We start from the raw sequence: 15,191 nt of genomic DNA, 5'->3' as shown, positions 1-15,191 counted from the left end.
GACCGGCGGCCTGCCGCACACCGGCGGCCGCCACGCTCGAATCCTCTACTCGCTGATCACATTCTGTGGGCGCGGATCGGCCGATCAGCGCGTCGGCCGGTGACTCTAAGAGAACCCCTAGGACGTGCTCCGGCGGCCTCGACGGCATGCCCGGGAGTCCGCCGGCACCGGCTCAGGGTGTCCTGCGGGAAGCGGTGGTCCCGGCTTGCGGCCGCCCGCTGAGGTGCTGCCGGACCACACCGGCTCCGGCAGCACCTCAGCGGGCGGCCGGAGTGGGTGTGCGGGCGATCAGCCCGTCATGATCCGCCGAGTTCCTGCTCGATGAAGTCGAACAGCTCGTCGTCCGACGCCTGGTGCAGCCGGCTCTCCAGCGCGGCGTCCGGGTCCTCGGGGAGGCTGTCGAGCCGGTCCATGAGTCCCTGGAGCCGACTGCGCAGCGAGGCCCTGGCGGCCGTGTCGTCCATGAGCCGCTCGGTCTGTGCCTCCCAGGCGTCGAGAGGGCCGGGTGCCGGGTCCCCGTTGGCCGACCGCTGCTCCACCAAGGGGCCCAGCCTGCCGAGCAGATGGTCGGCGAGGCCGCCCGGTTCCGGGTAGTCGAACAGCAGGGTCGCGGGCAGCCTGATTCCGGTCACGGTGGTGAGACGGTTGCGCAGCTCGACGGCGGTCAGCGAGTCGAAGCCCAGCTCCAGGAAGCCTCGCTCGGGGTCGACCGCGTCGGCCGAGGTATGGCCCAGCACCAGCGCGGCCTGGCCCAGGACGGCATCGAGCACCGCCTGACGCCGGTCCGTCTCCGGCAGCGCGGCGAGGCGGGCGCCGAGCTGATCGGCTTCGGCGGCAGGCGCGGGGCCCGGCCGGCCGGCCGCAGGCCGGTGCCGCGTACCGGCCAACGACCGCAGCAGCGGGGACACTTCGCCGGCCGCGGCCCGCAGCGCCGCCATATCGAGCCGGGCGGGGACGAGGAACGGCTCGCCCGTGGCGAGTGCGGCATCGAGCAGCGCCAGTGCCTGGTCCGACGGCATGGGACGCACCCCGCCCCTGGCCATCCGGTGGAGGTCGGTCTCGTCCAGCTTGGTGGTCATCCCGCTGCGTTCGGCCCACAGGCCCCACGCAAGGGAGACGGCGGGACGGCCCGCGGCCCGCCGGGCGTGGGCGAAGGCATCGAGGAACGCGTTGGCCGCCGCATAGTTGCCCTGTCCGACCCCGCCGAAGGTCCCGGCGAGCGAGGAGAACAGGACGAACGCGGTCAGGTCGAGGTCACGGGTCAGCTCGTCGAGGTGGAGTACGGCATCGGTCTTGGCCCGCAGCACGGTGTCCATACGGTCCGCGGTCAGGGAACCGAGCACCCCGTCGTCGAGGACGCCCGCGGTGTGGATCACCGCGCTGAGCGGACGTTCGGCGGATACGGAGGCCAGCAGCCGGGCGGTGTCGGCCCGGTCGGTCAGATCGCAGGCGGCGATATCGACCTCGGCGCCCAGCTCCCGCAGCTCCTTCTCCAGTTCGGGCATCCCCTCCGCCGTCCGCCCACGACGGCTGGCGAGCAGCAGACTGCGTACGCCATGGACCGCCACCAGATGACGGGCGACGAGCCGGCCGAGCATGCCGCTGCCCCCGGTGATCAGCACCGTGCCGTCGGCGCCAAGGCCCCGGAACGGCTCGGCCACCCGGGCCCGGACCAGACGCGGCACCCGGGCACCGCCCTCGCGCAGGGCGATCTCCGGTTCGCCGGTCGCCAGGGCAGCGGGCAGCGCGGCTGCTGACCGTGCGGTGCCGTCGTGGTCGAGCAGGGCGAAGCGGCCCGGGTTCTCGGCCTTGGCGGTGCGGATGAGGCCCCAGACGGCGGACTGCGCCAGTCCGGGAACCGCCGCGCCGGCCCGGTCCGCCACGGCGTTGCGGGTACACAGGACCAGCCGCGAGGCGCTGAACCGCTCGTCGCGGAGCCAGGTCTGTGCCAGGTCCAGTGCGTGGTGTACGGCCCGGCGGGTGGCCCCGGCCGGATCGCCCTCGGCCGGCAGGCAGCCGATGAGGACCGTTGCGGGCACCTCGGCCCCGGCGTCGACGGCCGCGGTCAGCGCGGACAGATCCGGGTGCCGGGCGTTGTGGTCACCGGGGGCCTGGGGTACCTCCGTGCCGATGACCGCATACGGCTCGGCCGGAGGTTCGCTCAACGCCAGGTCCGCCCAGTCCATCCGGTACAGATCGGCCGGCTTCGGTCCGGCGGCGGCCAGCTGTGCGGGGTCGACCGGCCGCAGGACGCATGCCGGTATCGCGGCGAGCAGGGTGCCCGACGCATCCGCCAGCTGCACTCCATAGGTGTCGTCGGCCTGCCGGACGAGACGGACCCGCACCGTGTCCGGGCAGGCCGCGGCTGCCGCGGTGACCGCCCGGAAGCTGAAGGGCAGCACGGCCCGGTCGGTGTCGGGTGCGGCCAGGGCGACCGTGTGCAGCGCGGCGTCCAGCAGCGCCGGATGCAGGACGAAACCGGTGTCGCGGTACTGCTCGGGCAGGGTGACCTCGGCGAACACTTCGTCGCCCCGGCGCCAGGCGGTGTGCAGACCGCGGAAGGCCGGTCCGTAGTCGAAGCCGTTCGCGGCGGTGCGCTCGTACAGGTCGGAGAGGTCGACCGGGTCGGCCCCCGGCGGGGGCCAGGCGGTGAGGTCGGCGGGCGTCCCGGTCCCGGGCGGGCCGTCGGCGAGGGTCCCCTCGGCGTGCCGGGTCCAGGGCTGCTCCTCGTCGTCGGTGCGGGTCGCCGAGCGCGAGTGCACGGACAGCGGGCGACGGCCCGACTCGTCCGCCTCCCCGACGGTCACCTGAAGCTGCACCGTGCCGTCCTCCGGGACCACCAGCGGTGTTTGCAGGGTGAGTTCCTCCACGTGGCCGGCGCCGGTCCGTTCGCAGGCATGGAGGGCCAGTTCCAGGATTCCGGTGCCGGGGAACAGCAGCGTGCCGTCCAGGGCGTGGTCGGCCAGCCACTGCTGACGCCCCGCCGAGAGCAGCCCGGTGTACAGGGCACCGCCGGAACCGGCGAGCGGCACCGCCGCACCGAGCAGCGGATGCCCGGCCGCCTCCAGCCCGACGGTAAAGACGTCGGTCGGGTCCGAAGCCTCCAGCCAGTACCGCTGCCGCTGGAACGGGTAGGTCGGCAGCGGCACCCGCCGGGCGCCCGAGGATGCGAAGCAGAGCTCCCAGTCCGGGCCGTGGCCCTGTAGATGCAGCTGGGCGAGGGCGGTGGTGAGCGACTCCGGTTCCTCGGTGTCCCGGCGCAGCAACGCACCGAGGAAGATCCCGTCCGTCGTGGTCAGGCACTCGTCCGCCATGGCGGACAGCGCCCCGGACCCGAGGTCGAGAAGTGTGTGCGCGCCCAGCTCTTCCAGGGCGCGGGCCCCGTCGTGGAAGCGGACCGCCTGCCGTACATGGCGCACCCAGTAGTCGGGGCTGCACAGCTCCTCGGCCGTGGCCGGGCGGCCCGTGACGTTCGACACCACGGGCACGGCCGGCGGCTGATAGCTCAACTCCGCTGCCACGGACGCGAATTCGTCGAGCATCGCATCCATGCGGGCCGAGTGGAAGGCATGGCTGACCCGCAACCGCTTGGTCCGGTGTCCCGCGGCGGCCAGGTGTCCGGCGACCTCGGTGACGGCGTCCTCGTCGCCGCTCAGGACGGTGGCGGCCGGTCCGTTGACCGCGGCGATCGCGACCCTGCCCTCGTACGGTGCGAGCAGCGGCAGTACGTCCTTCTCAGCCGCATCGACGGACACCATGGCTCCGCCGGCGGGCAGGGCCTGCATCAGCCGGCCGCGGGCGGCGACCAGACGGCAGGCGTCCGCCAGGGAGAACACCCCGGCGACATGTGCGGCGGCCAGTTCACCGATCGAGTGGCCGAGCAGCAGGTCCGGATGCACCCCGTAGCTTTCGAGCAGCCGGAACAGGGCGACTTCGAGGGCGAAAAGACCGGCCTGGGTGTAGACGGTCCGGTCGAGGAGGTCCGCCTCGGGTGTGCCGGGCCGGGCGAACAGCACCTCGCGCAGGGGCCGGTCGAGGTGGCCGTCCAGATGTACGCAGACCGCGTCCAGGGCGTCGGCGAAGGCGTCATGGGTCGCGTAGAGACTCTGTCCGCTCCCGGCGCGCTGCGATCCCTGCCCCGGGAAGAGGAAGGCCAGCTTTCCGGGGCGGGCGCGGCCCACAGCGACCCGTGGGTGCTCCCGGCCGTCGGCGAACGCCCGGAGCGCCGCGGTCAGTTCACCGGTGTCCTGGCCGAGGAAGGCTGCCCGGTCCTCGAATCCGGTGCGCGAGGCCGCCAGGGACAGCGCGATATCGGCAGGGGTGAGCTCGGGGTTGCGGGCGAGGTGTTCCGCCAGCCGCCGGGCCTGGGCCCGCAGGGCCGGGGCGCCCCGGGCGGACAGCAGCCAGGGGACGACGGCCGTCGGGGCGTCGGCGGTCTCCGGCAAGCGGCTCTGCGGCGCGGCGTCGGGCTCGACGGCCACCGGCTCGGGCTCCTCCAGGATCACATGGGCGTTGGTCCCGCTGATGCCGAAGGCGGAGACGCCGGCCCGGCGCGGGACGTCGCCCGGGGCCCACTCCTGCGGCTCACTCAGCAGCCGCACGTTCCCCGCCGACCAGTCGATGTGCGGCGACGGCCGCGCGGCGTGGAGGGTGCGGGGCAGCACACCGTGCCGCATCGCCTGCACCATCTTGATGACTCCGGCGACACCGGCCGCGGCCTGGGTGTGGCCGATGTTCGACTTGACCGAGCCGAGCCACAACGGGCGTTCCGCGGGCCGTTCCTGGCCGTAGGTGGCGAGGAGCGCCTGTGCCTCGATCGGGTCGCCGAGCCGGGTGCCGGTCCCGTGCGCCTCGACGGCGTCGATGTCCCCGGCAGCCAGCCCGGCGTTGGTCAACGCCTGGCGGATGACCCGCTGTTGGGACGGCCCGTTGGGTGCCGTCAGGCCGTTGGAGGCACCGTCCTGGTTGACGGCCGTGCCCTTGACGACGGCCAGCACCGGATGTCCACGCCGACGGGCCTCGGACAGCCGCTCCAGCAGGACGACACCGACGCCCTCGGCCCACCCGGCGCCGTCGGCATCCGCCGAGAACGCCTTGCAGCGGCCGTCGGGAGCGAGCGCCCGCTGCCTGCTGAACTCGATGAAGGTCTGCGGGGTCGAGATCACCGTCACACCGGCGGCCAGCGCGAGCGTGCATTCCCCGGACCGCACGGCCTGGGCCGCCAGATGCAGGGCGACCAGCGACGACGAACACGCCGTGTCCACCGTGACGGCCGGTCCCTCCAGACCGAAGGTGTAGGCGATACGGCCGGAGGCGACACTGCTCGCGCTGCCCGTCGCCAGATGTCCCTCCATGCCCTCCGGGGCGGTGCGCGCACGGGAGCCGTAGTCGTGGTAATTCGAACCGACGAAGACGCCGGCCGCCGTGCCACGGAGCGTCTCCGGGTCGATGCCCGCGCGTTCGACCGCTTCCCAGGAAGTCTCCAGGAGGAGCCGCTGCTGGGGGTCGGTGGCGACCGCCTCACGCGGCGAGATCCCGAAGAATGCCGGGTCGAAGTGGTCGGCGTCGTAGAGGAACCCACCGTCGCGGGCGTAGAAAGTGCCCGGCTTGTCGGGGTCCGGGTCGTAGAGCCGCTCGATGTCCCAGCCGCGGTTGGTGGGGAAGCCAGAGACGGCGTCGGTGCCCTCGTCGAGCAGCCGCCACAACTCCTCAGGTGAGTCGGCCCCGCCCGGGTAGCGGCAGCTCATCCCGACGATGACGACCGGATCGTCGTCCACCGGAACGGCAGGTGCAGCCGGGGCTGTGCTTTCCGGCACCGCGCCGAAGAGTCCGTCGTGGAGGAACGCCGTGAGCGCGGCCGCCGTCGGATGATCGAACACCAGGGTGACCGGCAGTCGCAGGCCGGTCGCCTCGGCAAGCCGGTTGCGCAGCTCGACGGCGGTCAGCGAGTCATAGCCCAGCTCCCGGAACGCCCGGTCGGCGGGGATCGCGTCGGGTCGGTCGTGGCCGAGGACGATGGCGGCCACGGCCCGTACCTCGTCCAGCAGCGCCGCACTCCGCTCCCCCGACGCGAGTTCCCGCAGCCGTACAACGAGCGGCGCGGCGTCGCCCCGCACCGCGGCCTCCCCGGTGCGGTCGTCGACCGACGCCTGGACCTCGGGCAGTTCACTCACCGCGGCGACCCGCCGGGCCGTGGCCCTGCGCCAGTCGACGTCCGCGACGACCAGGAACGTCTCGCCCTGGTCCAGGGCCGTCTGTAGGGCGGAGACGGCCAGGTCGGGATCCATCGGCGGCACGCCGTCACGCCGGAGCCGCTGCGCCAGTTCCTCTCCCACCAGACCGCCGCCGTCCCAGGCTCCCCAGGCGATCGACGTCGCGGGCAGTCCCTCGGCGCGGCGCCGCAGGGCGAGCGCGTCCAGACAGGCGTTTGCCGCCGCATAGCTGCCCTGGCCGGAGCCGCCGAGCGAGCCCGCCATGGAGGAGAACAGGATGAACGCCGACAGGTCCAGGTGCCGGGTCGCCTCGTGGAGGACGAACGCGGCCCCCGCCTTCGGCTCCCACACGGTCTCGGCGCGGTCCGGGGTGAGCTGGTCGATCACCCCGTCGTCGAGGACTGCTGCCGTGTGCACCACCGCGGTCAGCGGCTGCTCCTCCGGCAGGTTCGCGATGAGTGCCGTCACCGCCGCCCGGTCGCTGACATCGCACGCCCGCACGGTTGTCTGCGCTCCGAGCGCGGCCAGCTCCTCGACGAGTTCGGTGGCACCCGGCGCCTCGGGGCCCCTACGGCTGACGAGTACGAGATGCTCCGCGCCGTTGCGGGCGAGCCAGCGGGCGAGGTGCCCGCCCAACGCGCCCGTCCCACCGGTGACCAGGACGGTGCCACGCGGCCGCCAGCCCTCCCCGGCCGGCCGCTCCCCAGGGAGCGACCGCAGCATCCGGCGGGTGAAGACTCCGGAACCGCGCAGAGCGAGCTGGTCCTCGCCGGTGTTCTGCGCCAGCAGCGCGACCAGCCGTCGGCCGGCCCGGTCGTCCAACTCGCCCGGCAGGTCGACGAGTCCGCCCCACCGCTGCGGATATTCGAAGGCGGCGATCCGGCCCAGCCCCCACGCCATTGCCTGCACCGGATGGTCAAGGACATCGGCTCGGTTCACCGACACCGCGCCGCGGGTCGCACACCACAGCGGAGCGTCGATCCCGGCGTCACCAAGCGCCTGCAACAGCGACGTCATCAGGGCCAGCCCGGCCGGCAGGGTCTCCGTCGCGGCCCACGGCTGCTCGTCCAGAGCCACGAGGGAGAGCACCCCGGCGATCGGCCCGGCCGCCGCCCCGGCCTCGTCGCGCAGTCGGCCCGCCAGCCGTTCCCGGTCGCCGTCCGCCGCACCGACGGTCAGGGTCCTGATGTCCGCGGCGCCCGACCCGAGCGCGCGGACCACGCCCTCGACCACGGGGGCGTCCTGGTGACCGTCGGGTATGACGACCAGCCATGTGCCGTCCAGACCTGTGCGCTCGGGCTCCGGTTGGGGCCGCCAGACGATCCGGTAGCGCCACCCGTCGACCGTGCTCCGCCGCTGCCGTTGCTTGTGCCACAGCGAGAGCGCGGGGAGGACCTCACGCAGCGCACCGTTGCCGGACAGCCCGAGCGTCTCGGCGAGGGCGTCCGCATCCTCGCGCTCGATGGTCTCCCAGAATCCGGCGTCGACGACTCCCGAAGCGGCCGACCCTGCTGCGGGCTTGTGCGATTCGATCCAGTAGCGGCGGTGCTGGAAGGCGTAGGTGGGCAGGTCCACGAGCTGCGGCCGAGCGGCGGCGAAGGCCGGGGACCAGTCCACCTCCACGCCGTGTACGTACAGCTCGCCGAGGGAGGTGTAGAGGCGCGACAGACCACCGTCGTCCCGGCGGAGAGTGCCGGTCACCACCGCATCCGCACCCACGGCCTCGACGGTCTCCTGTACCGGCATCGTCAGCACCGGATGCGAGCTGACCTCCACGAACACCCGGTGATCCGCAGCCAGCAGCGCACGCACGGCAGGCTCCAGCCGCACCGTCTGGCGCAGGTTGGTGAACCAGTACCCGGCGTCCATCTCCGTCGTGTCCAGCCACTCCCCCGTCACCGTCGAGAAGAACGGCACCTCAGCAGGACGAGGCGCGACCGGCGCCAGAACCTCAAGCAACTCCTCGCGAATCGACTCCACATGAGCCGAATGCGAGGCGTAATCCACCTCGATGCGGCGCGCACGGACCTCGTGCTCCTTGCACCCGTCCATCAGCTCATCGAGCGCATCCGCATCACCGGAGACCACCACGGACGACGGGCCATTGACCGCCGCAACCGAAATCCGACCGTTCCACGGCTTGATCAGGTCCGATACGTCAGACGAGGGCAGCGCCACCGACACCATTCCGCCACGGCCGGACAGCGCACGGATCGCCTTACTGCGCAGTGCCACTACCCGGGCGCCGTCCGCCAGGCTCAACGCCCCGGCCACACATGCCGCAGCAATCTCCCCCTGGCTGTGACCGACGACCGCCGCGGGCTCTACGCCGTGGGCACGCCACACCTCCGCCAACGACACCATCACCGCCCACAACACCGGCTGCACCACATCCACCCGGTCCAGACCCGGCGCACCCTCAGCCCCACGCAACACACCGCTCAGCGACCACTCCGTGAACGGCTCCAACGCCCCCTCACACTCCGCCAACCGACCCGCAAACACCGGCGAAGAATCCAACAACTCCACCGCCATACCGACCCACTGCGAACCCTGCCCCGGGAAGACGAACACCGTCCTGCCCGGATCACCCACCGCAGCAGCCGGGTTCAACTGCCTTAGCTTTGCGGCCAGTTCATCGGCCTCCGAGCCCACGACGACCGCCCGATGCTCGAACGACGACCGCGACGCCACCAACGACCAACCCACATCAATCGGCGACAGCCCCGTCCCCGCCACCCGCGACGCCAACCGCTCCGCCTGCGCCACCAACGCATCGGCAGAACGCCCGGACACCAGCCACGGCACGAGCACGCCACCCGAGGACGAGGACAGCGAAACAGGCTCCCCGTCTTCGGACTCCGCCTGTTCGCGTTCCTCCGCCTGCTCGACGATCACATGCGCATTGGTGCCACTCACACCGAAGGACGAGACACCGGCGCGGCGCGGACGGCCGTGTTCCACCGTCCATGGCCGGGCCTCGGTCAGCAGCTCCACCGCGCCCGACGGCCACTCCACGTGCGGCGACGGCTCATCGGCATGGAGCGTCGCCGGCATCTCGCCGTGGCGTAGCGCCTGCACCATCTTCATGATCCCGGCCATGCCGGAGGCTGCCTGGGAGTGCCCGATGTTCGACTTGACCGAGCCGAGCCACAGCGGCCAGTCCGCCTCCCGCTCCCGTCCGTAGGTGGCCAGCAGCGCCTGCGCCTCGATCGGATCGCCCAGCGACGTGCCCGTGCCGTGCGCCTCCACGACGTCCACCTCACCGGCCGACAGACCGGCATCGGCCAGCGCGGCCCGGATCACCCGCTGTTGGGAGAGGCCATTGGGTGCGGTGAGACCGTTGGAGGCACCGTCCTGGTTGATCGCCGTTCCGGGGACGACCGCCAGCACCGGGTGCCCGTTGCGGCGGGCGTCCGACAGGCGTTCCACCAGCAGCACGCCGACGCCCTCGGCCATGCCCATACCGTCGGCCGCCGCCGAGAACGGCTTGCACCGTCCGTCCTTCGCCAGCCCCCGCTGACGGCTGAAGCCCACGAGACCGATCGGTTCGCTCATCACCGCCGCGGCTCCGGCGATCGCCAGGGAGCACTCACCCGAGCGAAGCGCCCGTACGGCCAGATGCAGCGACACCAGCGAGGACGAACAGCCCGTGTCCAGCGTGATCGCGGGGCCTTCCAGTCCGAGCGTGTAGGAGATACGGCCGGAGGCGATGCTGGTCACCGTTCCGGTGATGAGGTGCCCCTCCAACCCTTCCGGGGCATCACCGTTGCCGTATCCCTGGTGGGCGGCTCCGAAGAAGACGCCGGTCGGGGTGCCACGCAGGGATCCGGGGTCGATGCCACCGCGCTCGATCGCCTCCCAGGTGGTCTCCAGGAGAAGCCGCTGCTGCGGGTCCATCGCCAGGGCCTCACGCGGCGAGATCCCGAAGAACTCGGCGTCGAAGTCACCGGCTGCGTCGAGGAATCCGCCTTCGCGGACATAGCAGGTACCGGTGCGGTCCGGGTCCGGGTCGTAGAGGCCATCGAGGTCCCAGCCTCGGTCGGCGGGGAACTCCGAGATCGCATCCGTCCGGTCCCGCACCAGCTGCCACAGGTCCTCGGGCGACCGTACGCCTCCCGGATAGCGGCAGGCCATGGACACGATCGCGATCGGGTCGTCGTCTGCGGGAGCGACCGAGGCCGCGGTGTCCGGGACGGCGGACGGTACGGACGGCGGGCCGCCGGCGCCGGCCAGGGTGGTCTCCAGATGCCCGGCGAGCGCCTTCACGTTCGGATGGTCGAAGACCACGGTGGCGGGGAGCTTCTGTCCGGTGGCTGTGTTGAGCCGGTTGCGCAGCTCGACCGCAGTGAGGGAATCGAAGCCCAGCTCACGGAAGGCACGGCCGGCCTCGACCTCCGATGTGTCCGCGTATCCGAGCACGGCCGCGACCTGCTTGCGCACGAGGTCGGAGAGCTGCCGCTGGCGTTCGGCGGGTGCCAGCCCGGCGAGCTGGGAGCGGAGCGACTCGGAGGTGCTCTCGGCGGCGTCCGTGTCGGCCTCGTCGGCCTCCAGTGCCCGCAGCACCTCGGGGATCTCGTGCAGCAGCGGACGGCGATGCGCGGCGGTGAAGACGGGGACGAAGCGTTCCCAGTCGATATCCGCCACGGCGAGGAAGGTCTCATCGTGGTCGAGCGCCTGCTGGAGTCCCAGCACGGCCAGGTGCGCCGGCATGAACGGGATACCGCGCCAGCGCAGCTGCTCCTGGACCACGTCGACGCCCATCCCGCCGCCTTCCGGGCTCCAGATGCCCCAGGCGATCGAGGTGCCCGTCAGACCGCGGGCGCGGCGCTGCGCCGCGAGTGCGTCGACATAGGCGTTCGACGCGGCGTAGGCCCCGTGGTCTCCACTGCCCCAGGTGCCGGCGACGGACGAGTACAGCACGAAGGCGTCCAGTCCGTCGCGGTCGAAGAGCGCGTCGAGGTTGCGGGCACCGAGCAGCTTGGCGCGGGCGCCCTCGGCGAACTCTGCCGGCGTGGTGTCGGCCAGCGGCACGAGCAGACCGACTCCGGCCGTGTGCACGACGGAACGGATGGCCGGGCCGTCGGCCTCGACCTGGGTGACCAGCTCGGCCAGCGCGTCGGCGTCCGTCACATCGCAGGCGGCGATGGTGACTCGCACACCCAACTTGGCCAGTTCGTCGCGTAGTTCGGCCGCGCCCGGCGCGTCCGGGCCGCGTCGGCTCGTCAGCACCAGATGCTCGGCGCCCTTACGGGCGAGCAGCCGGGCGGAGTGCGCACCGAGCCCACCGGTACCGCCGGTGACCAGGGCTGTTCCGCTGGTACGCCAGGGGGCGACCGGCTCGCCGCCGTCCAGTGGGGCACGGGTGAGCCGGCGGGTGAGGAGTGCGGCGCCACGGAGCGCAAGCTGATCCTCTTCCCCTCCCACGGCGAGGACCCCGGCCAGCAGGGCCGCCCCGTGGTCGTCCAGTGCGGCGGGCAGGTCGACGAGGCCGCCCCACAGCTTGGGGTGCTCCAGGGCGAACACGCGGGCCAGGCCCCAGACGGCTGCCTGGAGCGGATGCCGGACCGCGTCGTCGGCGAAACCGGTGGCCGCGGACTCCGTCGTGAGCAGCCACAGCGGAGCCTCGACGTCGGTATCGAGGAGTGCCTGCATCAGGGCCACGGACTGGACCAGTCCTACGGTGACCTCGGGGTGCTCGGTCAGCGGCCGCTCGTCCAGTGCGAGGAAGGAGACGACGCCGCTGGGGGCGGCAGTGGTGAGGGAGCCGCGCACCTGGTCGGCCACGCCCTGACGGTCTGTGGTCGACTCCTCCAGGACGAGGAGCGCGGTCTCGGCGCCGCGGTCCCCCATGCCCTGGAGAGTGGCGCGCACGAGCTCGTTGTCCAGGTGGCCAGCGGGCACGACGACGAGCCAGGTGCCATCCAACTCGTCCTGTTCCAGCTCGGGTTGGGGACGCCAGGCGATCCGGTAGCGCCACCCGTCGACCGTGCTCCGCCGCTGACGGCCCTGCCGCCACGACGACAACGCCGGCAACACCTCACGCAAAGCCCCCGGCTCCGCCAGCCCCAACGTCGCCGCCAGACCCTCCAGATCCGCACGCTCCACCGCGTCCCAGAACCGCGCATCCACCGGATCGACCGCACCGTCCACCGACGACCGCCCGGACTCCAGCCAGTAACGGCGGCGCTGGAAGGCGTAGGTGGGCAGGTCCACGAGCTGCGGACGATGCCCGACAAACGCCGGGGACCAATCCACGTCCACGCCCTTCACATACAGCTCAGCGAGTGAGGTGTAGAGCCGCGACAGACCACCGTCGTCCCGGCGCAGGGTGCCCGTCACCACGGCATCCGCACTCGCCGCCTCAGCGGTCTCCTGCACCGGCACCGTCAGGACAGGGTGCGGGCTGACCTCCACGAACACCCGATGATCCGACGCCAACAGCTCACGCACCGCAGGCTCCAGCCGCACCGTCTGCCGCAGATTCGTGAACCAGTACCCGGCGTCCATCTCCGCCGTGTCCAGCCACTCCCCCGTCACCGTCGAAAAGAACGGCACGGACGACGTCCGGGGCACAAGCGGCGCCAAGACCCCCAGCAACTCCTCGCGGATCGACTCCACATGAGCCGAATGCGAGGCGTAATCCACCTCGATACGACGAGCCCGGACCCCACGCTCCCGGCAAACCTCCCTCAGCTCATCGAGCGCGTCCGCGTCACCGGACACCACCACCGACGACGGACCATTGACCGCCGCCACCGAAACCCGACCGTCCCACGGCTCGATCAGCTCCGCGACCCCGGAAGAGGACAGCGCCACCGACACCATCCCGCCACGACCCGACAACGCACGGATCGCCTTGCTCCGCAGCGCCACCACCCGAGCGCCATCGTCCAGACTCAACGCCCCGGCAACACAGGCCGCCGCGATCTCCCCCTGACTGTGACCCACAACCGCCGCAGGCTCCACGCCATGAGCCCGCCACACCTCCGCCAACGACACCATCACCGCCCACAACACCGGCTGCACCACATCCACCCGATCCAGACCCGGGGCTCCGTCTGCCGCACGCAGCACCTCGCGTAGCGACCAGTCGGTGAACGGCTCCAACGCCGCCTCACACTCCGCCAACCGGGCCGCGAACACCGGCGAGGAGTCCAGCAACTCCACCGCCATCCCCACCCACTGCGACCCCTGCCCCGGGAACACGAACACCACATCGGCGTCGCCCTCGAAGGCTCCCGCATCGCCCACCACCGCACCGGCGGGCGTCTCGCCCTCCGCCACGGCACGCAGTCCGGCGACCAGTGCCTCTTGGTCAGCGCCCACCACCACGGCCCGGTGCTCGAGAGCCGCACGCGAGGCCACCAGCGAATGCCCCGTGTCCACCGGCGACTTTCCGGCGGCCGATGCCCACGATGCCAGTCGGTCCGCCTGCGCCCGCAAGGCCGTCGCGGAGCGCGCGGAAACCATCCAGGGCACTGCGGCGGGCGCAGCCTCCGCTGCGGGGGCCGCCGCTGCGGGCTGCTCGTCGGCAGGTTCCTCCGCGGGCGCCTGTTCGAGCAGGACATGGGCGTTGGTGCCGCTACCGCCGAATGACGACACACCGGCCCGCCGGGGCGCGTCCGTCTCGGGCCACGCCGTCTCGTCGGTGAGCAGCCGGACGTTCCCCTTCGACCAGTCCACATGCGGTGAGGGCGAGTCGACATGGAGCGTCGCGGGCAGCACGCCATGGCGTATCGCCTGCACCATCTTCATCACTCCGGCGATGCCGGAGGCTGCCTGCGCATGCCCGATGTTCGACTTGACCGAGCCGAGCCACAGCGGCCGGTCCGCCTCCCGCTCCCGTCCGTAGGTGGCCAGCAACGCCTGAGCCTCGATCGGATCGCCCAGCGACGTGCCCGTGCCGTGCGCCTCCACCACGTCCACCTCACCGGCCGACAGACCGGCATCGGCCAGCGCAGCCCGGATCACCCGCTGCTGCGAGGGCCCGTTCGGCGCGGTCAAACCGTTCGACGCACCGTCCTGGTTGGTGGCGCTGCCGCGAATCACCGCCAGCACCGGATGGCCACTGCGGCGGGCCTCCGACAGGCGCTCCAGCAGCAGGATGCCGACACCTTCGCCCCACGCGGTGCCGTCGGCGGCCGCGGCGAACGGCTTGCACCGCCCGTCCCGCGCGAGCCCCCGCTGACGGCTGAACTCCACGAAGTTCCGTGCCGAGGACATCACGGTCGCTCCGCACGCGAGCGCCATCTCGCACTCTCCGTGCCGCAGCGCCTGGACGGCCAGGTGCAGAGCGACCAGCGAGGACGAGCACATGGTGTCGACGGTGACCGCCGGCCCCTCCAGCCCGAAGCTGTAGGCAAGCCGTCCGGAGAGGACGGCTGCCGATCCTCCGGTCAGCAGATGGCCCTCGACGCCCTCCGGGGCGGTGCTCCCGTCGGCGGCAGCGGCATAGCCCTGATTGCTCGACCCGACGAAGACGCCGGCTTCGCTGCCGCGTACCGATGTCGGGTCGATGCCCGCACGCTCGAAGACCTCCCAGGAGGTCTCCAGAAGAAGCCGCTGCTGCGGGTCCATGGCGAGGGCCTCGCGCGGGGAAATCTCGAAGAAGCCGGCGTCGAACTCAGGGGCGTCGTAGAGGAAGCCGCCCTGGCGGACATAGCTGCTGCCCACCCGGTCGGGGTCCGGGTCGTACAGCTTGTCCACGTCCCAGCCGCGATCGGTCGGCATGGGCCCGATGGCGTCGGTGCCTTCGGCCACCAGCCGCCACAGTTCCTCGGGGGAGCGCACTCCTCCCGGAAGGCGGCAGGCCATTGCGACGATCGCGATGGGATCGTGCTCCCGCGACTCCACCTCCTGTAGCCTGCGGCGGGTCTGTCGCAGGTCCGTGGTGACCCGCTTGAGGTAGTCGCGGAGCTTGTCCTCGTTGTCCATGTAGCGTCAGCCCTTCAAGAAACCGGCGGTCGGTGTGCGTTC

At 72.1% G+C, this 15,191-nt stretch carries 1 protein-coding gene; it reads right to left on the bottom strand.

The genetic code is table 11. The annotated features are described in order from the left end of the window. Positions 1-296: 296 nt before the first annotated feature. Positions 297-15,149: a type I polyketide synthase gene (locus tag AC3EUV_RS28900; RefSeq protein ID WP_435604210.1), complete on the bottom strand. Its 14,853-nt coding sequence runs from the start codon at positions 15,147-15,149 to the stop codon at positions 297-299. Positions 15,150-15,191: the final 42 nt, after the last annotated feature.

The sequence above is a fragment of the Streptomyces sp. bgisy130 genome, assembly GCF_057708345.1.
Note: the sequence above shows the minus strand (reverse complement) of the source record. Positions and strands in the feature narration are given on the sequence as shown.